Raw genomic sequence first — 22,350 nt, forward strand, 5'->3', positions numbered from 1 at the left:
CACTAAAAAACACGTCACCCTTTATCGTTTGGATTGAGGGCTGCTGTCAACCGTTGTTGCACTTCAAGTTGCAGGTCATTATTAAGGGCACGCCGGTCGGCCGTCGCGATTATAAATAAATCTTCTACTCGTTCGCCAATGGTTGTAATTCGGGCGCCGTGAAGCGAAATTCCCAGATCGGCAAAAACCTGACCGACGCGGGCGAGCAGCCCTGGCTGGTCGAGCGCAATCAGCTCAAGGAACGATTTACGGTCGGTATGGGTCGGCAGGAAATTGACCTCGGTATCGACGGTAAAGTGGCGCAGTTTTGCCGCCTGACGACGCGGCTGCGGAGGTTGCCAGCTGCGCTGCGTAATCGCCTGCTCGAGGCCAAAGCGTATCCCCTCATGCCTGTCCGACGACAGCGGGCTGCCGTCCGGCTCCAGCACAATAAAGGTGTCCATCGCCATGCCGTCGCGGGTGGTAAAAATCTGCGCGTCGTGCACGCTCAGGTTACGCCTGTCCAGCTCGGCACAGACCGCTGCAAACAAATAAGGCCGGTCCGGGCTCCAGATGAAAATTTCCGTCCCGCCGCGCGTGGCCTGCGGGCTGAGCAGAATCATCGGTTTTGTCAGGTCGTGCTTCAGCAGATGCCGGGCGTGCCAGGCAAGCTGGTTTGGGCTGTGGCGCACAAAGTAGTTGGCGCGACAGCGCGCCCAAATCTGATGCAGCGCCTCTTCGTTGATGTTATCCATGCGCAGCAGAGCCAGCGCCTGCAACTGATGGTGGCGCACACGCTCACGCATGTCGGGGGTGTTCTGCATCCCGCGACGCAGCTGTTTTTCGGTGGCGAAGTAGAGTTCGCGCAGCAGGCTCTGCTTCCAGCTGTTCCACAGGGTTTCGTTGGTGGCGCAGATATCGGCTACCGTCAGGCAGACCAGGTAGCGCAGGCGGTTCTCCGTTTGCACTTCCTCGGCGAACTGCTTGATCACTTCCGGATCCTGAATATCACGACGCTGAGCGGTAACTGACATCAGCAGATGATGGCGAACCAGCCAGGCGATAAGCTGCGTTTCACGCGAGTTCAGGCCGTGCAGCTCGGCAAATTTCAGCACGTCCTGGGCACCGAGCACGGAGTGGTCGCCGCCGCGACCTTTGGCGATATCATGGAACAGGGCGGCGATCAGGATCAGCTCCGGGTGCGCCAGACGTGGCCACAGCTCAACGCACAGCGGATGGCGGGAGCGCGTCTCTTCTTTAGCGAAGCTTTCCAGCTTCAGCATGACGCGGATTGTGTGCTCATCTACCGTATAGGCGTGAAACAGGTCGAACTGCATCTGCCCGACAATATGCGACCACTGGGGCATATAGGCCCACAATACGCTGTGACGGTGCATCGGCAGCAGACCGCGGCTGACGGCGCCCGGATGACGAAGCATGCTCAGGAACAGCGAGCGCGCCTCCGGGATGTAACACAGCGGCTGCTTCAGATGACGTCGTGCATGGCGCAGATGACGCAGGGTGGTGGAGTAGATCCCGGTGATCGTGCTGTTGCGCACCATGGTGTAGAACATTCGCAGGATCGCTTCCGGTTCGCGAATGAACAACGTTTCGTCGCGCAGATCGATAAGCGTGCCGCGCAGCTGAAATTCGTCATCAATCGGACGCGGTTTTTCGTCTGCCGTCAGCGCGAGGATCGCCTCATCGAACAGCTGTAACAGCATCTGGTTTAGCTCAGAGACGCGGCGGGTGACGCGGAAGAAATCCTTCATCATTTGCTCGACCGGCTCGTTGCCCTCGCCCTGGTAATTCAGGCGCTGCGCCACGCTGAGCTGTCGGTCAAACAGCAGGCGGTTATCGTAGCGGGTGACTTCCAGGTGCAGGGCAAAACGGATGCGCCACAGCAGATGCAGACACTCATTGAGTTCGTTACGTTCGGCTTCGGTCAGAAAACCAAACCCGACCATTTCGTCCAGCGATGTTGCCCCAAAATGGCGACGGGCGACCCATTGCAGCGTGTGGATATCGCGCAGGCCACCGGGGCTGCTTTTAATATCCGGTTCGAGATTATAGCTGGTACCGTGATAGCGCTGGTGGCGCTGGTTTTGTTCTTCGACTTTCGCGGCGAAGAATTTTTCCGAAGGCCAGAAGCCGTCGCTAAAGATGTGCTTTTGCAGTTCGAGGAACAGCGCCACGTCGCCAATCAGCAGGCGGGTTTCAATCAGGTTGGTGGCGACGGTCAGGTCAGATAACCCTTCCAGCAGACACTCTTCCAGCGTGCGTACGCTGTGGCCCACTTCCAGCTTTACGTCCCAGAGCAGGGTCAACAGTTCACCGATTTTCTGCGCCCGATCGTCCGGCAGTTTTTTACGGCTTAAGATCAGCAGGTCGATATCAGAGAGCGGATGCAGTTCACCCCGGCCATAGCCGCCGACCGCAACCAGCGCGACGTCGCTCACCTGTCCGAAACCGTAGTCGATCCACAGACGTTGCAGGAGCTGGTCGATAAATTCGGTGCGCGCTTCAATGAGCTGCTCGGCTGAAACGCCTGCGTCAAATGCGTTACCCAGCCAGCGATGGAAAACCTCCATGTGGGCTTTGATATGCGCGCAGGTCAGCTCATGTGGTGGCCAGACGCCCGGGTTATCAGGCTGGTCGGGGAGGGTGGGAAGTGCTGTATTAGCATACTGTTCGGGTAAGAGATTACTCATCGTGCGCCACCCATAAGAAAAAGCTATCGCCATTAAAAAAGCCGGCATTCGCCGGCTTCTTATCACTCAATGTTCGTCAGTATCGCCGGGATGGTGTCATCCTTGCGCAACGTCATAATTTCGCAGCCGTTGTCTGTAACCACAATAGTATGCTCGTACTGGGCAGACAAGCTTCTGTCTTTGGTTTTTACCGTCCAGCCATCTTTCATGGTACGGATGCGGTAATCACCCGCGTTGACCATTGGTTCGATAGTGAAGGTCATGCCCTTTTGCAGCACTACGCCACCGTCGTCTGCATCGTAGTGCAGAACCTGCGGTTCTTCATGGAACACACGACCAATACCGTGACCGCAATATTCGCGCACCACGGAGAAACCTTCCGCTTCCACAAATTTCTGGATTGCGGCACCGATGGTGCGCAGGCGGATGCCCGGCTTCACCATTTTCAGCGCCAGGTAGAGGCTCTCTTGCGTCACTTTGCACAGACGCTCGCCCAGAATCGTCGGCTTGCCAACGATGAACATCTTAGAGGTGTCGCCGTGGTACTCGTCTTTAATCACGGTCACGTCGATGTTGACGATGTCGCCATCTTTCAGCAGTTTTTCGTTGTCCGGAATGCCGTGGCAAACCACTTCATTAATAGAGATGCAGACGGATTTCGGGAAACCGTGATAGCCAAGGCAGGCGGAGACCGCGTGCTGCTCGTTGACGATATAGTCGTTACAGATGCGATCCAGTTCGCCAGTGCTGACGCCCGGTTTCACAAACGGCTCGATCATTTCCAGCACGTCCGCGGCCAGACGACCGGCGACGCGCATCTTTTCAATTTCTTCAGGTGTCTTAATAGAGATAGCCATGTAATCTGTCCATCGGTGTCGATTTTTTCGACAATACTAGTGTAAGTGTTGTCAATGGTATCAGTCAGGCGCACCCCGTGCCAAATTGAGAATCATTAACAGCACACTCCGCCAACAATTATTGGTTTCTGGCCGTGTTTTGTGATATAAAGCGCGCCGGACTTCCGATCCATCTCAGATACACAGGCTGGACGGGAGCGACAAATCTCACTTTGTGTAACAACACACACGTATCGGCACATATTCCGGGGTGCCCTTCGGGGTCGGTAATATGGGATACGTGGAGGCATAACCCCAACTTTCAATATAGAGGTTTTAAACATGGCAACTGTTTCCATGCGCGACATGCTCAAGGCTGGTGTTCACTTCGGTCACCAGACCCGTTACTGGAACCCGAAAATGAAGCCTTTCATCTTCGGCGCACGTAACAAAGTTCACATCATCAACCTTGAGAAGACTGTACCAATGTTCAACGAAGCCCTGGCTGAGCTGAACAAGATCTCTTCCCGTAAAGGTAAGATTCTGTTCGTTGGTACTAAGCGCGCTGCAAGCGAAGCTGTGAAAGATGCTGCTAACAGCTGCGACCAGTTCTTCGTGAACCATCGCTGGTTGGGCGGCATGCTGACCAACTGGAAAACTGTTCGTCAGTCCATCAAGCGCCTGAAAGATCTGGAAACCCAGTCTCAGGACGGTACTTTCGATAAGCTGACTAAGAAAGAAGCGCTGATGCGCACTCGTGAACTGGACAAGCTGGAAAACAGCCTGGGCGGTATCAAAGATATGGGCGGCCTGCCAGACGCGCTGTTCGTAATCGATGCAGACCACGAGCACATCGCAATCAAAGAAGCTAACAACCTGGGTATCCCGGTATTCGCTATCGTTGATACCAACTCCGATCCGGACGGTGTTGACTTCGTTATCCCGGGTAACGACGACGCAATCCGTGCTGTTAGCCTGTACCTGAGCGCTGTAGCTGCTACCGTTCGTGAAGGCCGTTCCCAGGATCTGGCTTCTCAGGCGGAAGAAAGCTTCGTAGAAGCTGAATAATAAGGTTTTACCCCTTATTAGTACCGTGTATGAATAGGGGCCCATTATCGGCCCCTTTTTTCAATTTATACTGTTTGGCTCCCGGCCGGGCAGTTCACATCTCCCGAGGATTTAAGAATGGCTGAAATTACCGCATCCCTGGTAAAAGAGCTGCGTGAGCGTACTGGCGCAGGCATGATGGATTGCAAAAAAGCGCTGACCGAAGCGAACGGCGACATCGAGCTGGCAATCGAAAACATGCGTAAATCCGGTGCGATCAAAGCAGCTAAGAAAGCAGGCAACGTTGCTGCTGACGGCGTGATCATCACCAAAATCGACGGCAACTACGGCATCATTCTGGAAGTTAACTGCCAGACTGACTTCGTTGCTAAAGATGCTGGTTTCCAGGCATTTGCTAACAAAGTTCTGGACGCAGCGGTTGCAGGCAAAATCACTGACGTTGAAGTTCTGAAAGCACAGTTCGAAGAAGAGCGTGTTGCGCTGGTTGCTAAAATCGGTGAGAACATCAACATCCGTCGCGTTTCTTCCCTTGAAGGCGATGTTCTGGGCTCTTACCAGCACGGCGCGCGTATCGGTGTTCTGGTTGCGGCTAAAGGCGCTGACGAAGAGCTGGTTAAACAGCTGGCAATGCACATCGCTGCAAGCAAACCAGAATTCGTTAAGCCAGAAGACGTGTCTGCTGAAGTGGTAGAGAAAGAGTACCAGGTTCAGCTGGACATCGCGATGCAGTCTGGTAAGCCAAAAGAAATCGCAGAGAAAATGGTTGAAGGCCGCATGAAGAAATTCACCGGCGAAGTTTCTCTGACTGGCCAGCCTTTCGTAATGGATCCAAGCAAGTCTGTTGCTCAGCTGCTGAAAGAGCACAACGCTGATGTAACTGGCTTCATCCGCTTCGAAGTGGGCGAAGGCATCGAGAAAGTTGAGACTGACTTCGCAGCAGAAGTTGCTGCAATGTCCAAGCAGTCTTAATGATTGAAAAGGAGCCGCCTGAGGGCGGCTTCTTTTTGTCACCCGTCTCACGAAATCAGACAGGCTCCAGTATCGCTGTGCTGATTTGCGACATATCATGTCGCCAGAATTAACCCCATCTTAATCGTTGACAGTCTCAGGAAAGAAACATGGCTACCAATGCAAAACCCGTGTACAAACGCATTCTGCTTAAGCTGAGTGGCGAAGCGCTGCAAGGATCGGAAGGCTTCGGTATTGACGCAAGCATCCTTGATCGCATGGCACAGGAAATCAAAGAACTGGTCGAACTGGGTATTCAGGTTGGCGTGGTCATTGGCGGTGGCAACCTTTTCCGTGGTGCTGGTCTGGCGAAAGCGGGGATGAACCGCGTAGTGGGCGACCACATGGGTATGCTGGCAACCGTGATGAATGGCCTGGCGATGCGTGATGCGCTTCATCGCGCCTATGTGAACGCTCGCCTGATGTCCGCTATTCCTTTGAATGGCGTATGCGATAACTACAGCTGGGCAGAGGCCATCAGCCTGCTGCGCAACAACCGCGTGGTGATCCTCTCCGCCGGTACGGGTAATCCGTTCTTTACCACCGATTCCGCAGCCTGCCTGCGCGGTATCGAAATCGAAGCCGATGTGGTGCTGAAAGCGACCAAAGTAGATGGCGTGTTTACTGCCGACCCGGCAAAAGATCCTTCAGCGACCATGTACGATCAGCTGACCTACAGCGAAGTGCTGGAAAAAGAGCTGAAAGTGATGGATCTTGCCGCCTTTACGCTGGCTCGTGACCACAAACTACCGATCCGTGTCTTCAACATGAACAAGCCAGGCGCGCTGCGTCGCGTTGTTATGGGCGAAAAAGAAGGCACTTTGATCACGGAATAATTTCCGTCGGCGATAAATACAGGTAAGATTCCGCTTTATTTCGACGTGGTATCTTACCCGGGCGCGCCTTTGGCGTTGTCATGAATTAAACGCGACTATACTTAGCACACCTGTAGCGCTGTGCTGGCGGATAGTCTGCCTGAGACAAGTTTTCAAGGATCCGTAACGTGATTAACGACATCAGAAAAGATGCTGAAGTACGCATGGAAAAATGCGTAGAAGCGTTCAAAAACCAAATCAGCAAAATCCGTACTGGCCGTGCTTCCCCAAGCCTGCTGGATGGCATCATCGTAGAATATTACGGTACGCCAACGCCTCTGCGTCAGCTGGCGAGCGTGACGGTAGAAGATACCCGTACCCTGAAAATCAACGTGTTCGACCGCTCAATGAGCCCGGCCGTTGAAAAAGCAATCATGGCATCTGACCTGGGTCTGAACCCAAGCTCAGCCGGCGCGGATATTCGCGTTCCACTGCCTCCTCTGACGGAAGAGCGTCGTAAAGACCTGATCAAAGTAGTGCGTGGCGAAGCTGAGCAGGGTCGTGTTTCCGTGCGTAACGTGCGTCGCGATGCGAACGATAAAGTGAAAGCCCTGCTGAAAGAAAAAGAGATCAGTGAAGATGACGATCGTCGTTCTCAGGACGACATTCAGAAAATGACCGACGCGGCCATCAAGAAAATTGATGCGGCGCTGGCAGAAAAAGAAGCGGAACTGATGCAGTTCTGATTTTCGCTGTACACTGATAAACGCCGTTCAGAAGGACATTGGGTCTTGCTGGCGGCGTTTTGCTTTTATCTGGTCTAACTTTTGGGCATCTCATGAAGCATCTCACTCTCCTCGGCTCGACCGGCTCTATCGGTTGCAGCACTCTCGACGTTGTACGTCATAATCCTGACAGCTACACCGTAGCCGCGCTTGTGGCCGGAAAAAACGTGCAGCGAATGGTCGAACAGTGCCTGGAGTTTACCCCCCGTTTTGCGGTGATGGATGATGAAGAGAGCGCCCGCCAGGTGAAAGCGCTGTTGCAGGAGAAGGGCTGCCGTACCGAGGTGCTCAGCGGGCAACAGGCGGCGTGCGATATGGCCGCGCTTGATGAAGTTGATCAGGTCATGGCGGCAATCGTCGGGGCGGCGGGTCTTCTGCCGACGCTTGCCGCTATTGATGCGGGGAAAGATGTCCTGCTTGCGAACAAAGAGTCGCTGGTCACCTGTGGACGCCTCTTTATGGAGGCGGTAAAACAGCGTGGGGCGCGTCTTTTGCCGGTCGATAGCGAGCACAACGCGATTTTTCAGAGTTTGCCTCAACCTTTTCAACAAAACCTGGGGTACGCTGACCTGGAGCAGAATGGCGTTGTGTCGATTCTGCTTACCGGGTCTGGTGGCCCGTTCCGTGAAACGCCACTGTCTGAATTGAGCGCAATGACGCCGGATCAGGCGTGCCGTCATCCGAACTGGTCAATGGGGCGTAAGATCTCCGTCGATTCGGCCACCATGATGAACAAAGGTCTGGAATACATTGAAGCTCGCTGGCTGTTCAATGCGTCGGCGAAACAGATGGAAGTGCTGATCCACCCGCAGTCGGTGATTCACTCGATGGTGCGCTATCAGGACGGCAGCGTGCTGGCCCAGCTGGGCGAACCGGATATGCGTACGCCTATTGCTCATACGATGGCGTGGCCAAACCGCGTTAAATCGGGCGTTAAACCTCTCGATTTTTGTAAGCTGAGTTCACTGACGTTTAGCGAGCCTGATTACGACCGTTATCCCTGTCTGAAACTGGCGATGACGGCCTTCGATCAGGGGCAGGCGGCGACAACGGCGCTTAATGCAGCCAATGAAGTGACCGTTGAAGCATTCCTGAATCAGCAGATCCGCTTTACTGACATCGCCGCGTTGAATTTATCCGTGCTGGAGATAATGGATTTGCGTGAGCCGCAGAGCGTGGAAGAGGTGCTGGCCGTGGATGAACAGGCACGCATTGTTGCGCGTAAACAGGTGACACGTCTCGCAAGCTGGTGATAAAGCAAGCACTAGTCGTCGTGCTATTTGTTAGCGTTGGGCTTCAGTGATATAGTCTGCGCCACCTGATCGCAGGTATTTGGCTTTAAGTGGTCAGGTAAGCCGTGGTTTGACACGGCTTTTTTATGTATAGGCTTCAGTATTCCTGTGTACCGTTAAATCCTTTCAGGGACTAAAAACGCGTTATGTTGTCTGCGAATCAACCAATAAGCGAAAACTTGCCAGCACATGGCTGTCGCCATGTTGCAATCATCATGGATGGCAATGGCCGCTGGGCGAAAAGACAAGGGAAGATACGAGCCTTTGGGCATAAAGCTGGGGCGAAATCTGTTCGCCGCGCCGTCTCTTTTGCCGCCAATAACGGCATTGATGCGTTAACGCTCTATGCTTTTAGCAGTGAGAACTGGAATCGACCTGCGCAGGAAGTGACTGCGTTGATGGAACTGTTCGTGTGGGCGCTCGATAGTGAAGTAAAAAGCCTGCACCGCCACAACGTCCGCTTGCGTATTATTGGCGAAACCAGTCGTTTTAACTCACGTTTGCAGGAACGGATTCGCAAAGCAGAAGCGCTGACGGAAAATAATACCGGCCTGACGCTCAATATCGCGGCGAATTACGGCGGACGCTGGGATATTATCCAGGGGGTTCGGCATTTGGCTGAGCAGGTTCAGGAAGGGCTGTTAAGACCCGACCAGATTGATGAAGAGGCGCTGAGTCAGCAAATCTGCATGAATGAACTGGCACCCGTGGATTTGGTTATAAGGACAGGGGGGGAACATCGCATAAGTAACTTTTTGCTGTGGCAAATTGCCTACGCCGAACTTTACTTTACGGATGTTCTTTGGCCAGATTTTGATGAACAAGACTTTGAAGGTGCGCTGCATGCCTTTGCCAATCGAGAGCGTCGTTTCGGCGGCACCGAGCCTGGTGGCGATAACGCCTGATGGGGGTAGCTTTTGCTGAAGTATCGCCTGATTTCCGCTTTTGTATTAATACCCGTCGTCATCGCAGCGCTGTTTTTACTGCCTCCGGTGGGATTCGCTATTGTTACGCTGGTGGTGTGTATGCTCGCCGCGTGGGAATGGGGGCAGCTTAGCGGCTTTACCTCGCGCACTCAGCGGGTATGGCTGGCGGTACTCTGTGGTTTTTTACTGGCCCTGATGCTGTATACCTTGCCTGAATATCATCATGATGTTCACCAGCCGCTGGTTGCCGGATCCTTATGGATATCGCTGGCCTGGTGGATTGCTGCGCTTGTTTTAGTGCTTTTCTATCCGGGCTCTGCGGCGATCTGGCGTAACTCTAAAGTGTTGCGCCTTATTTTTGGTCTGCTCACGATTGTTCCGTTTTTCTGGGGGATGGTTGCGTTGCGCGCCTGGCACTATGACGAAAACCACTACAGCGGCGCGATATGGCTGCTTTATGTGATGATTCTCGTCTGGGGGGCTGACTCCGGGGCCTATATGTTTGGTAAACTGTTCGGCAAACATAAACTGGCGCCAAAGGTTTCTCCGGGCAAAACCTGGCAAGGCTTCATCGGCGGCCTGTTTACGGCAGCGATTATCTCCTGGGGCTATGGCGTCTGGGCGAATCTTGAGGTTGCCCCCTCGACGCTGCTGGTATGTTCGATTTTCGCGGCGCTGGCATCGGTGCTGGGTGATTTAACCGAGAGTATGTTTAAGCGTGAAGCAGGGATTAAGGACAGTGGTCACCTGATTCCAGGACATGGCGGAATACTGGATCGCATTGACAGCCTTACCGCGGCTGTTCCCGTATTTGCTTGCCTGCTTTTACTGGTGTTTGGGACGATATAACGGAAGGTTTTATGCTGAGCATTCTCTGGAATCTGGCGGCGTTCATTGTTGCACTGGGTGTACTGATTACCGTGCATGAATTTGGCCATTTCTGGGTTGCCCGGCGCTGTGGTGTGCGGGTGGAGCGATTCTCGATTGGCTTTGGCAAATCGCTCTGGAAGCGCACCGATAAGCATGGCACCGAGTTTGTCATTGCTCTGATTCCCCTGGGCGGCTATGTCAAAATGCTCGACGAACGCGTTGAGCCTGTCGCCCCGGAACTTCGCCATAGCGCGTTTAACAATAAAACTGTTGGACAACGTGCTGCCATCATCGCTGCCGGCCCGGTAGCCAATTTCATCTTCGCTATCTTCGCTTACTGGCTGGTGTTTATCATCGGTGTGCCTGGCGTGCGCCCGGTCGTGGGCGAAATCACTACGGGTTCTATTGCGGCAACGGCGCAAATTACACCGGGAATGGAACTTAAAGCGATTGATGGTATCGAAACCCCTGATTGGGATGCCGTGAGGTTACAACTGGTTGCCAAAATTGGTGATGAGCAGACAACCGTCAGCGTATCACCTTTTGGTTCCGACCAGCGGCAGGAAAAAGTGCTGGATTTACGCCACTGGCGCTTTGAGCCAGACAAAGAGGACCCTGTCGCCGCACTCGGGATTCGACCGCGCGGCGCGCAGATCGAGCCGGTATTAGCCGAAGTACAGGCCAAATCGGCAGCGAGTAAAGCAGGTTTACAAGCGGGTGACAGGATCGTTAAAGTCGATGGTCAGCCATTAACACAATGGATGACCTTTGTTACTCTGGTGCGCGATAATCCAGGCAAGCCGCTCGCGCTGGAAGTGGAAAGGCAGGGGAGTTCGCTCTCACTGACTCTCACCCCGGATACCAAATCGGGCGGCGGTAAGGCGGAAGGGTTTGCAGGCGTTGTGCCGAAAGTGATCCCACTGCCAGATGAGTACAAGACAATACGCCAGTATGGGCCGTTTAGCGCCATCGTTGAGGCCACGGATAAAACATGGCAGCTGATGAAGCTTACGGTCAACATGTTGGGGAAATTGATAACCGGTGATGTGAAACTGAACAACCTCAGTGGGCCAATTTCGATTGCTCAGGGGGCTGGGATGTCAGCGGAGTTCGGGGTGATTTACTATCTCATGTTCCTTGCGCTGATTAGCGTGAACCTGGGGATAATCAACCTGTTCCCGCTTCCCGTATTAGATGGGGGCCATCTGCTGTTTTTAGCGATTGAAAAGCTAAAAGGCGGACCGGTATCCGAGCGAGTTCAAGACTTTAGTTATCGCATTGGCTCGATTTTGCTGGTGCTGTTAATGGGGCTTGCACTTTTCAATGATTTCTCTCGGTTGTAAGAGAGTTAGTTAGGAAGAACGCATAATAACGATGGCGATGAAAAAGTTGCTCATAGCGTCGCTGCTGTTTAGCAGCGCGACCGTATACGGTGCTGACGGGTTCGTAGTGAAAGATATTCATTTCGAAGGCCTTCAGCGTGTCGCCGTTGGTGCGGCCCTCCTCAGTATGCCTGTGCGCCCCGGCGATACGGTTAATGATGAAGATATCAGTAACACCATCCGTGCTCTGTTTGCCACTGGCAACTTTGAGGATGTCCGCGTCCTGCGCGATGGTGATACGCTGGTGGTTCAGGTAAAAGAACGTCCAACGATTGCCAGCATCACTTTCTCCGGTAACAAATCGGTGAAAGATGACATGCTCAAGCAGAACCTTGAGGCATCGGGTGTTCGTGTGGGGGAATCTCTGGACCGCACAACCCTTGCAGACATTGAAAAAGGTCTGGAAGATTTCTACTACAGCGTCGGTAAATACAGCGCGAGCGTTAAAGCGGTTGTTACACCGCTGCCACGTAACCGTGTTGACCTGAAACTGGTCTTCCAGGAAGGTGTTTCTGCGAAGATCCAGCAGATCAACATCGTGGGTAACCACGCGTTCAGCACCGACGAACTGATCTCCAACTTCCAGCTGCGTGACGAAGTGCCGTGGTGGAATGTGGTAGGCGATCGTAAATACCAGAAACAGAAACTGGCGGGTGACCTTGAAACCCTGCGCAGCTACTATCTGGATCGCGGTTACGCCCGTTTCAACATCGATTCAACTCAGGTGAGTCTGACTCCGGACAAGAAAGGTATCTACATTACCGTTAACATCACAGAAGGCGATAAGTACACGCTTTCGGGTGTTGAAGTCAGCGGCAACCTGGCAGGACATTCAGCTGAAATTGAATCTCTGACCAAAATTCAGCCGGGCGATCTGTACAGCGGATCTAAAGTCACCAAAATGGAAGACAGCATTAAGAAGCTGCTCGGCCGTTATGGTTATGCGTATCCGCGTGTGCAAACGCAGCCGGAAATTAACGACACGGATAAAACCGTTAAGCTGCACGTTAACGTTGATGCGGGCAACCGCTTCTACGTGCGTAAGATCCGCTTCGAAGGTAACGATACCTCTAAAGACTCCGTTCTGCGCCGTGAAATGCGCCAGATGGAAGGGGCATGGCTGGGAAGCGATCTGGTAGATCAGGGTAAAGAGCGTCTGAACCGTCTGGGCTACTTCGAAACGGTCGATACCGATACTCAGCGTGTACCAGGTCGTCCGGATCAGGTTGATGTTGTTTATAAAGTTAAAGAACGTAATACCGGTAGCTTCAACTTCGGTATTGGTTACGGTACTGAAAGTGGCGTGAGCTTCCAGGTCGGTGTTCAGCAGGATAACTGGCTGGGTACGGGCTACTCTGTCGGTATCAACGGGACGAAAAACGACTACCAGACCTACTCTGAGTTCTCCGTTACCAACCCATACTTCACCGTTGACGGTGTAAGCCTGGGCGGTCGTATCTTCTATAACGACTTTAAAGCGGACGATGCGGACCTCTCCTCGTATACCAACAAGAGTTACGGTCTGGATGGTACGCTTGGCTTCCCGGTTAACGAATACAACACCTTGCGCGCAGGTTTAGGGTACGTGCATAACGACCTGTCCAACATGCAACCGCAGGTGGCGATGTGGCGTTACCTGGACTCCATCGGTCAGTCGGCGAGTACGTCCAGCGATGACAACGGTTTCGCCGCGGATGACTTCACCTTCAACTACGGTTGGACCTACAACCGTCTTGACCGTGGCTACTTCCCGACGGAAGGTTCACGCGTCAATCTGAACGGTAAAGTGACTATCCCGGGCTCGGATAACGAGTTCTACAAGGTCACGCTGGATACGGCGTCCTACTTCCCAATTGATGAAGATCACAAGTGGGTTGTTCTGGGTCGTACCCGTTGGGGTTATGGTGACGGTATTGGAAGCAAAGAACTGCCGTTCTATGAAAACTTCTACGCCGGTGGTTCAAGCACCGTGCGTGGCTTCCAGTCCAATAACATTGGTCCGAAAGCGGTTTATTACGGCGGTAATGACGAAGATAACTGCGCAAGCCGTGATCCTAAGCAAGTATGTAGCTCTGATGACGCAGTAGGTGGTAACGCTATGGCCGTGGCGAGCCTCGAGTTCATCACGCCTACGCCGTTTATCAGTGATAAGTATGCGAACTCCGTGCGTACCTCCTTCTTTATGGATGCAGGTACGGTGTGGGACACCAACTGGGAGAACACCGCCCAGATGCGTGCGGCGGGGGTTCCGGACTACAGCGATCCGAGCAACATTCGCATGTCCGCAGGTATCGCATTACAATGGATGTCACCGCTGGGGCCGTTGGTCTTCTCTTACGCCCAGCCGTTTAAGAAATACGATGGAGACAAAGCGGAGCAGTTCCAGTTTAACATTGGTAAAACCTGGTAATAATCCGCTGCAATGGAATGCGTTGGCAGTGTAGCGCTGACAACCGGCGATCGGTAACACGGTCGCCTTGCCACGCAAAGAACGGTACCCCTCGGGTGCCAATGGGATGGTAAGGAGTTAATTGTGAAAAAGTGGTTATTAGCTGCAGGTCTCGGTTTAGCGATGGCAACTTCTGCTCAGGCAGCGGATAAAATTGCAATCGTCAACATGGGTAATTTGTTCCAGCAGGTTGCACAGAAAACCGGTGTTTCTGCAACGCTGGAAAACGAATTCAAAGGCCGTGCGAGCGAACTGCAACGTATGGAAGGTGATCTTCAGTCCAAGATGCAGCGTCTTCAGCGTGATGGTTCTACCATGAAAGCGAGCGAGCGCAGCAAACTGGAAAAAGACGTCATGTCTCAGCGCCAGACCTTCTCTCAGAAAGCACAGGCTTTCGAGCAGGATCGTCAGCGTCGTTCTAACGAAGAGCGTGGCAAACTGGTGACGCGTATTCAGTCTGCCGTTAAAGCAGTAGCAGCCGATCAGAGCATCGATCTGGTTGTTGATGCGAACGCCGTTGCATTCAACAGCAGCGATGTTAAAGACATCACCGCTGATGTTCTGAAACAGGTTAAATAAGTAATGCCTTCAATTCGACTGGCTGATTTAGCTCAGCAGTTGGATGCAGAATTACACGGTGATGGCGATATCGTCATCACCGCTGTTGCGTCCATGCAATCTGCTAAAGCAGGCACTATTACCTTCATGGTAAGCCCTAAGTACCGTGAACACCTGGCCCAGTGCCAGGCGTCTGCCGTTGTGCTGACGCAGGACGATCTTCCGTTTGCCACTAGCGCTGCACTGGTAGTGAAAAATCCCTACCTGACCTATGCGCGCATGGCCCAAATTCTTGATACCACGCCGCAGCCGGCACAGAATATTGCAGCCAGTGCTGCGATTGATCCGACGGCTCAGCTGGGTAACAACGTATCAGTCGGCGCAAACGCCGTTATCGAATCCGGCGTTGTTTTGGGTGATAACGTGGTGATTGGCCCTGGCTGCTTTGTTGGAAAAAATACGAAAATTGGCGCAGGGACTCGTCTGTGGGCCAATGTCTCTGTCTACCATGAGGTTGAGATTGGCGAGAATTGTCTCGTTCAGTCCAGCACGGTGATTGGTTCTGACGGATTTGGTTACGCCAACGATCGGGGTAACTGGGTTAAGATCCCTCAGCTGGGTCGCGTGATTATCGGCGATCGTGTGGAGATCGGCGCTTGTACAACTATCGACCGCGGTGCGCTTGACGACACCATTATTGGTAACGGTGTTATCATAGACAACCAGTGCCAGATTGCACATAACGTTGTGATTGGCGACAATACCGCAGTTGCGGGTGGTGTTATCATGGCAGGCAGCCTGAAAATTGGCCGTTACTGCATGATTGGCGGTGCCAGCGTGATCAATGGCCATATGGAAATATGCGACAAAGTCACGGTGACGGGGATGGGTATGGTGATGCGTCCAATCACTGAGCCTGGCGTTTATTCCTCAGGTATTCCGCTGCAACCGAACAAGGTCTGGCGTAAAACAGCTGCACTGGTGATGAATATTGATGATATGAGCAAGCGACTCAAAGCGATTGAGCGCAAAATCGATCAACAAGACTAAGCGTTCATCCGTTTAACGCTAAATTTCCCGGCCTGTCGGCTTTGTTTATAAACCGGCAGGCCGTGTTATTATTGCTACTTAGTACATTTGACAGGAAGAGTATTTTGACTACTGACACTCATACTCTGCATATTGAAGAGATTTTAGAACTTCTGCCGCACCGCTATCCGTTTTTACTGGTAGACCGTGTGCTGGATTTTGAAGAAGGTCGTTTTCTGCGCGCAGTGAAAAATGTCTCCGTTAACGAGCCGTTCTTCCAGGGGCACTTCCCTGGTAAGCCTATCTTCCCGGGTGTATTGATCCTGGAAGCGATGGCACAGGCTACCGGTATTCTGGCGTTTAAAAGCGTAGGTAAACTGGAACCGGGTGAACTCTATTACTTCGCGGGTATCGATGAAGCGCGCTTCAAGCGTCCGGTCGTGCCTGGTGATCAAATGATCATGGAAGTCACTTTTGAAAAAACGCGTCGCGGCCTGACTCGCTTCAAAGGCGTAGCTATGGTTGACGGCAAAGTTGTTTGCGAAGCGACAATGATGTGTGCGCGTAGCCGGGAGGCCTGATACGTGATTGATAAATCCGCCTTTATTCATCCTACCGCCATTGTGGAAACGGGTGCCATCATTGGTGCCAATGTCCACATTGGCCCGTTTTGTATTGTTGGACCCCATGTCGAAATTGGTGAGGGTACAGTACTGAAATCTCACGTTGTCGTGAATGGTCATACCACCATTGGCTGCAACAATGAGATCTATCAGTTCGCCTCCATCGGCGAAGTTAACCAGGATCTCAAGTATGCTGGCGAACCGACCCGCGTGGAAATCGGCGATCGTAACCGCATTCGCGAAAGCGTCACCATTCATCGTGGTACAACGCAAGGCGGTGGATTGACGAAGGTGGGCAGCGACAACCTGTTTATGGTTAATGCGCATATTGCGCACGACTGTACCGTGGGTAGCCGCTGTATTCTCGCCAACAACGCAACGCTGGCGGGACACGTATCGGTTGATGATTTCGCCATTATTGGCGGCATGACCGCAGTCCATCAGTTCTGCATCATTGGTGTACACGTGATGGTCGGCGGATGCTCCGGTGTGGCGCAGGACGTCCCACCGTTTGTGATTGCGCAGGGCAACCATGCCACGCCGTTTGGCGTGAACATCGAAGGTCTCAAGCGTCGTGGTTTTAGTCGCGAAGCGATTACTGCGATCCGCAACGCGTACAAACTGCTGTACCGTAGCGGTAAAACGCTGGAAGAGGCTAAGCCGGAAATTGCCGAGCTGGCGAATAAGCACCCTGAAGTGAAAACGTTCATGGAATTCTTTGAACGTTCAACCCGTGGTCTGATTCGTTAATGGTCGACAGTCGTCCGCTTACCATCGCCCTGGTCGCCGGAGAAACCTCCGGCGATATTCTTGGTGCAGGTCTTATCCGCGCGCTTAAAGCCCGTGTACCCAATGCTCGCTTTGTGGGCGTGGCTGGGCCGCTGATGCAGGCCGAAGGCTGTGAAGCCTGGTATGAAATGGAAGAGCTGGCTGTGATGGGCATCGTCGAGGTGCTGGGGCGCTTGCGTCGCCTGCTGCATATTCGCGCCGACCTTACCCGCCGCTTTACCGACCTTAAGCCCGATGTATTTGTCGGCATTGATGCGCCTGATTTCAATATTACCCTTGAAGGGAACCTGAAAAAGCAGGGGATCAAAACTATCCATTACGTCAGTCCGTCCGTGTGGGCGTGGCGACAGAAACGCGTTTTCAAAATCGGACGATCCACTAATCTGGTGCTGGCTTTTCTGCCTTTCGAAAAAGCGTTTTACGACAGATTTAATGTCCCGTGCCGTTTTATCGGTCATACCATGGCGGATGCCATGCCGCTGGATCCGGATAAAAACGCGGCGCGTGACGAACTGGGCATCCCGCATGATGTGCACTGTCTGGCGCTGCTGCCAGGGAGCCGGGGTGCGGAAGTTGAAATGCTCAGTGCCGATTTCCTGAAAACGGCGCAAATTCTTCGCAAGACTTACCCCGATCTTGAAGTGGTCGTGCCGCTGGTGAATGCCAAACGCCGCGAGCAGTTTGAGCGTATCAAAGCTGACGTCGCCCCGGATCTTCACGTCCGCCTGCTGGACGGGAAAGGGCGGCAAGCCATGTTTGCGAGCGATGCCGCACTACTGGCTTCCGGCACGGCTGCGCTGGAGTGTATGCTGGCAAAATGCCCAATGGTGGTCGGTTATCGCATGAAGCCGTTTACCTTCTGGCTGGCAAAACGTCTGGTAAAAACAGATTACGTATCCCTGCCAAACCTGCTTGCGGGCCGCGAGCTGGTGAAAGAGCTCTTGCAGGATGAATGCCAGCCGCAGGCGCTGGCTGATGCATTACTGCCGCTGCTGGCCAACGGTAAAACCAGCCACCAGATGCATGATACCTTCCGTGAACTGCATCAACTGATCCGCTGTAATGCTGATGAGCAGGCGGCCGATGCGGTGCTGGAGTTAGCACAATGATGGAATTTATTTATCCCCATACCCACCTCGTTGCAGGTGTGGATGAAGTCGGTCGTGGCCCGTTAGTGGGTGCCGTTGTGACCGCGGCGGTGATCCTCGATCCAGCCCGCCCGATCGTTGGCCTGAACGACTCGAAAAAACTGAGTGAAAAGCGTCGCCTGGCGCTGTTCGATGAAATTAAAGAAAAGGCGCTGGCCTGGAGTCTCGGGCGCGCAGAGCCGGATGAGATCGACGATCTGAACATTCTGCACGCCACCATGCTGGCGATGCAGCGTGCCGTCGCTGGCCTGAAGATTGTGCCTGAGTATGTGCTGATCGACGGTAACCGTTGCCCGGCGCTGCCGATGCCTTCCATGGCTGTTGTTAAAGGCGATAGCCGCGTCGCAGAAATCAGTGCGGCGTCAATCATTGCCAAAGTGACGCGCGATGCCGAAATGGCCGCGCTGGACCTCACTTATCCCGCGTATGGTTTCGCCCAGCACAAGGGATATCCAACGGCTTTCCATCTGGAAAAGCTGGCTGAACATGGCGCAACTGAACATCATCGGCGCAGCTTTGGCCCGGTTAAACGCGCGCTGGGACTGGTGTCCTGAATCAAGACGCAAGCAATTAAGTAACGCGGGATTTGAAGATGGCTGAACCACGTTTCGTACACCTGCGGGTGCATAGCGACTACTCCATGATCGATGGGCTGGCAAAGACCGGGCCGCTGGTAAAAAAGGCGGCCTCGCTTGGCATGCCTGCGCTGGCGATCACCGATTTTACCAACCTTTGTGGCCTGGTGAAGTTCTACGGAACGGCGCATGGTGCAGGATTAAAGCCCATCGTCGGCGCGGATTTTCATGTGCAGAGCGACCTGCTCGGCGATGAGATGACGCAAATTTCCGTGTTAGCCATGAATAACACGGGCTATCAGAACCTCACTCTGCTGATCTCAAAAGCCTACCAGCGCGGCTACGGCGCACTGGGTCCATGGATTGACCGCGACTGGCTGGCGGAGCTGAACGAAGGTTTGCTGCTGATCTCCGGTGGCCGTATGGGAGATGTCGGCAAATGTCTGCTGCGCGGTAATAACGCGCTGGTGGATCAGTGCGTCTCGTTCTACGAAGAGTATTTCCCGGATCGCTATTACCTGGAGCTGATTCGTACCGGGCGTGCGGATGAAGAGAGCTACCTGCATGCGGCCGTCGCCCTGGCGGAAGCGCGTGGCCTGCCTGTGGTGGCCACCAACGATGTGCGCTTCCTTGAGGCGGCTGATTTTGACGCGCATGAAATTCGCGTCGCCATCCACGACGGCTTCACCCTCGACGATCCGAAACGTCCGCGCAACTACTCATCGCAGCAGTACATGCGCAGCGAAGAGGAGATGTGTGAGCTTTTCTCGGACATCCCGGAAGCGCTGGAAAACAGCGTAGAGATTGCCAAGCGCTGTAACGTCACCGTGCGTCTCGGCGAATACTTCCTGCCGCAGTTCCCGACGGGCGACATGACCACCGAAGATTTCCTGGTCATGAAATCGAAAGAGGGTCTGGAAGAGCGTCTGGAATTCCTCTTCCCGGATGAAGCGGTCCGTAAAGAGAAGCGTCCTGAATATGACGAGCGCCTGGATATTGAACTCCAGGTGATCAACCAGATGGGGTTCCCAGGCTACTTCCTGATCGTGATGGAGTTCATCCAGTGGTCGAAAGATAACGGCGTGCCGGTAGGTCCGGGCCGTGGTTCTGGTGCCGGCTCGCTGGTGGCGTATGCCCTGAAAATCACCGATCTCGATCCGCTGGAATTTGACCTGCTGTTCGAACGTTTCCTCAACCCGGAACGTGTCTCCATGCCCGACTTTGACGTCGACTTCTGCATGGAAAAACGCGACCAGGTGATTGAGCACGTGGCCGATATGTACGGTCGTGATGCGGTTTCGCAGATCATCACCTTCGGTACGATGGCCGCGAAAGCGGTTATCCGCGACGTGGGCCGCGTTCTGGGCCACCCGTACGGTTTTGTCGATCGTATCTCTAAGCTGGTGCCGCCCGATCCGGGCATGACTCTGGCGAAAGCCTTTGAAGCTGAACCTCAGCTGCCGGAAATCTACGAAGCCGATGAAGAGGTCAAAGCGCTGATCGACATGGCGCGCAAGCTGGAAGGCGTCACGCGTAACGCCGGTAAGCATGCGGGGGGGGTGGTTATCGCCCCGACCAAAATCACCGACTTTGCGCCGCTGTACTGCGACGAAGCGGGCCAGCATCCGGTCACCCAGTTCGACAAGAACGACGTAGAATACGCCGGGCTGGTGAAGTTCGACTTCCTCGGCCTGCGTACGCTGACCATCATCAACTGGGCGCTGGAGATGATCAACGCCCGTCGCGAGAAGAACGGCGAGCCTCCGCTGGATATCGCGGCTATCCCGCTTGATGACAAGAAAAGTTTCGACATGCTGCAACGTTCGGAGACGACAGCCGTCTTCCAGCTTGAATCCCGCGGCATGAAAGATTTGATTAAGCGTCTGCAACCAGACTGCTTCGAAGATATGATCGCGCTGGTGGCCCTGTTCCGTCCGGGGCCGTTGCAGTCGGGGATGGTAGATAACTTTATCGACCGTAAACACGGGCGCGAAGAGATTTCCTACCCGGACGTGCAGTGGCAGCATGAAAGCCTGAAACCGGTACTGGAGCCAACCTATGGCATCATCCTGTATCAGGAACAGGTCATGCAGATCGCCCAGGTGCTTTCTGGTTATACCCTTGGCGGCGCAGACATGCTGCGTCGTGCGATGGGTAAGAAAAAGCCGGAAGAGATGGCCAAGCAACGTTCCATCTTTGAGGATGGGGCGAAGAAAAACGGCGTCGATGGCGAACTGGCGATGAAAATCTTCGACCTGGTGGAGAAATTCGCCGGGTACGGATTTAACAAATCCCACTCCGCCGCCTATGCTTTGGTTTCGTATCAAACGCTGTGGCTGAAGGCTCACTATCCCGCTGAGTTTATGGCGGCGGTAATGACCGCCGATATGGACAACACCGAGAAGGTGGTTGGCCTGGTGGACGAGTGCTGGCGCATGGGGCTGAAGATCCTGCCGCCGGATATTAACTCTGGCCTGTACCATTTCCACGTTAACGATGACGGGGAAATCGTCTATGGGATCGGCGCTATCAAGGGCGTAGGTGAGGGGCCGATCGAGGCGATCATCGAAGCGCGTAACAACGGCGGCTATTTCCGCGAGCTGTTCGATCTGTGCGCCCGCACCGATACCAAAAAACTTAACCGCCGGGTGCTGGAAAAACTGATCATGTCCGGCGCGTTTGATCGGCTGGGGCCACACCGCGCCGCGCTGATGAACTCGCTCGGCGATGCGCTGAAAGCAGCCGATCAGCACGCGAAAGCGGAAGCCATTGGCCAGGCAGATATGTTCGGCGTGCTGGCGGAAGAGCCAGAGCAGATTGAGCAGTCTTATTCCAACTGCCAGCCCTGGCCAGAACAGGTGGTGCTGGATGGGGAGCGTGAGACGTTAGGCCTGTACCTGACGGGGCACCCGATCAACCAGTATCTGAAAGAAATTGAGCGCTATGTCGGCGGCCACAGGCTTAAAGACATGCATCCGACAGAACGTGGTAAAATCACCACGGCTGCGGGGCTCGTGATTGCTGCAAGGGTAATGGTCACCAAGCGCGGCAATCGTATCGGCATCTGTACCCTGGATGACCGTTCCGGGCGTCTGGAGGTGATGTTGTTCACCGACGCGCTGGATAAATACCAGCAATTGCTGGAAAAAGACCGCATACTTATCGTCAGCGGACAGGTCAGCTTTGATGACTTCAGCGGGGGGCTTAAAATGACCGCCCGCGAAGTGATGGACATTGACGAAGCCCGGGAAAAATATGCTCGCGGGCTTGCTATCTCGCTGACGGACAGGCAAATTGATGACCAGCTTTTAAACCGACTCCGTCAGTCTCTGGAACCCCACCGCTCGGGGACCATTCCAGTACATCTCTACTATCAGAGGGCGGATGCACGTGCGCGGTTGCGCTTTGGTGCAACGTGGCGTGTCTCTCCGAGCGATCGTTTACTGAACGATCTCCGTGGCCTCATTGGTTCGGAGCAGGTGGAACTGGAGTTTGACTAATACAGGA

Annotated in this window: 18 protein-coding genes; 16 read left to right on the top strand and 2 right to left on the bottom strand. The window is 53.9% G+C overall.

All coding sequences use genetic code 11. The annotated features are described in order from the left end of the window. Positions 1-14: 14 nt before the first annotated feature. A complete protein-coding gene (glnD, locus tag ACQG1Y_RS04435) occupies positions 15-2,690 on the bottom strand; it encodes a bifunctional uridylyltransferase/uridylyl-removing protein GlnD (RefSeq protein ID WP_032671533.1) in 2,676 nt (891 codons plus the stop codon). Between the two features lie 62 nt (positions 2,691-2,752). Further along, positions 2,753-3,547: a type I methionyl aminopeptidase gene (map, locus tag ACQG1Y_RS04440; RefSeq protein ID WP_032652626.1), complete on the bottom strand. Its 795-nt coding sequence runs from the start codon at positions 3,545-3,547 to the stop codon at positions 2,753-2,755. 321 nt (positions 3,548-3,868) lie between these two features. Between map and rpsB the strand changes: the two genes are divergently transcribed. The 16 genes from rpsB to dnaE all read left to right on the top strand — a co-directional run bounded on the left by rpsB (position 3,869) and on the right by dnaE (position 22,343). Continuing rightward, a complete protein-coding gene (gene rpsB, locus ACQG1Y_RS04445) occupies positions 3,869-4,594 on the top strand; it encodes a 30S ribosomal protein S2 (protein WP_003856207.1) in 726 nt (241 codons plus the stop codon). 117 nt (positions 4,595-4,711) lie between these two features. Further along, positions 4,712-5,563, top strand: coding sequence for a translation elongation factor Ts (gene tsf, locus ACQG1Y_RS04450; protein WP_015572722.1), 852 nt, complete (start codon positions 4,712-4,714; stop codon positions 5,561-5,563). Positions 5,564-5,712: 149 nt separating this feature from the next. Further along, positions 5,713-6,438, top strand: coding sequence for a UMP kinase (gene pyrH, locus ACQG1Y_RS04455; RefSeq protein ID WP_002889306.1), 726 nt, complete (start codon positions 5,713-5,715; stop codon positions 6,436-6,438). A 167-nt stretch (positions 6,439-6,605) separates the two neighbouring features. After that, positions 6,606-7,163: a ribosome recycling factor gene (gene frr / locus ACQG1Y_RS04460; protein WP_017383739.1), complete on the top strand. Its 558-nt coding sequence runs from the start codon at positions 6,606-6,608 to the stop codon at positions 7,161-7,163. Between the two features lie 92 nt (positions 7,164-7,255). After that, positions 7,256-8,455: a 1-deoxy-D-xylulose-5-phosphate reductoisomerase gene (ispC, locus tag ACQG1Y_RS04465; protein WP_015572723.1), complete on the top strand. Its 1,200-nt coding sequence runs from the start codon at positions 7,256-7,258 to the stop codon at positions 8,453-8,455. A 185-nt stretch (positions 8,456-8,640) separates the two neighbouring features. Beyond that, positions 8,641-9,399 (top strand): (2E,6E)-farnesyl-diphosphate-specific ditrans,polycis-undecaprenyl-diphosphate synthase, encoded by a 759-nt coding sequence (gene ispU / locus ACQG1Y_RS04470; RefSeq protein ID WP_003856176.1) that lies wholly within the window; start codon positions 8,641-8,643, stop codon positions 9,397-9,399. 12 nt (positions 9,400-9,411) lie between these two features. Beyond that, positions 9,412-10,269, top strand: a complete 858-nt coding sequence (gene cdsA, locus ACQG1Y_RS04475) for a phosphatidate cytidylyltransferase (RefSeq protein ID WP_003856175.1) — start codon at positions 9,412-9,414, stop codon at positions 10,267-10,269. An 11-nt stretch (positions 10,270-10,280) separates the two neighbouring features. Further along, on the top strand, positions 10,281-11,633 hold the full coding sequence (gene rseP / locus ACQG1Y_RS04480; RefSeq protein WP_023303108.1) for a sigma E protease regulator RseP: 1,353 nt from the start codon (positions 10,281-10,283) through the stop codon (positions 11,631-11,633). Between the two features lie 31 nt (positions 11,634-11,664). Further along, the gene (gene bamA / locus ACQG1Y_RS04485; protein ID WP_003856172.1) at positions 11,665-14,082 is read left to right on the top strand and encodes an outer membrane protein assembly factor BamA; all 2,418 of its coding nucleotides are present in this window, start codon (positions 11,665-11,667) and stop codon (positions 14,080-14,082) included. Positions 14,083-14,205: 123 nt separating this feature from the next. Continuing rightward, a complete protein-coding gene (skp, locus tag ACQG1Y_RS04490; protein WP_006810039.1) occupies positions 14,206-14,700 on the top strand; it encodes a molecular chaperone Skp in 495 nt (164 codons plus the stop codon). A 3-nt stretch (positions 14,701-14,703) separates the two neighbouring features. Then, a complete protein-coding gene (gene lpxD, locus ACQG1Y_RS04495) occupies positions 14,704-15,729 on the top strand; it encodes a UDP-3-O-(3-hydroxymyristoyl)glucosamine N-acyltransferase (protein ID WP_003856168.1) in 1,026 nt (341 codons plus the stop codon). 104 nt (positions 15,730-15,833) lie between these two features. Beyond that, the gene (gene fabZ / locus ACQG1Y_RS04500; RefSeq protein ID WP_003856165.1) at positions 15,834-16,289 is read left to right on the top strand and encodes a 3-hydroxyacyl-ACP dehydratase FabZ; all 456 of its coding nucleotides are present in this window, start codon (positions 15,834-15,836) and stop codon (positions 16,287-16,289) included. A gap of 3 nt (positions 16,290-16,292) precedes the next feature. Then, a complete protein-coding gene (gene lpxA / locus ACQG1Y_RS04505) occupies positions 16,293-17,081 on the top strand; it encodes an acyl-ACP--UDP-N-acetylglucosamine O-acyltransferase (protein ID WP_047740769.1) in 789 nt (262 codons plus the stop codon). After that, complete coding sequence (lpxB, locus tag ACQG1Y_RS04510; RefSeq protein WP_003856161.1) at positions 17,081-18,229, top strand: lipid-A-disaccharide synthase; 1,149 nt, start codon at positions 17,081-17,083, stop codon at positions 18,227-18,229. The genes lpxA and lpxB overlap by 1 nt, the downstream gene beginning before the upstream one ends. Then, positions 18,226-18,822, top strand: coding sequence for a ribonuclease HII (rnhB, locus tag ACQG1Y_RS04515; protein ID WP_015572727.1), 597 nt, complete (start codon positions 18,226-18,228; stop codon positions 18,820-18,822). Before lpxB ends, rnhB begins: the two co-directional genes overlap by 4 nt. Positions 18,823-18,860: 38 nt before the next feature. Next, on the top strand, positions 18,861-22,343 hold the full coding sequence (gene dnaE, locus ACQG1Y_RS04520) for a DNA polymerase III subunit alpha (RefSeq protein ID WP_047740770.1): 3,483 nt from the start codon (positions 18,861-18,863) through the stop codon (positions 22,341-22,343). Positions 22,344-22,350 lie beyond the last annotated feature (7 nt).

The sequence above is a fragment of the Enterobacter cloacae complex sp. 397G4 genome, from assembly GCF_050031515.1.
GTDB lineage: Bacteria > Pseudomonadota > Gammaproteobacteria > Enterobacterales > Enterobacteriaceae > Enterobacter > Enterobacter hormaechei_C.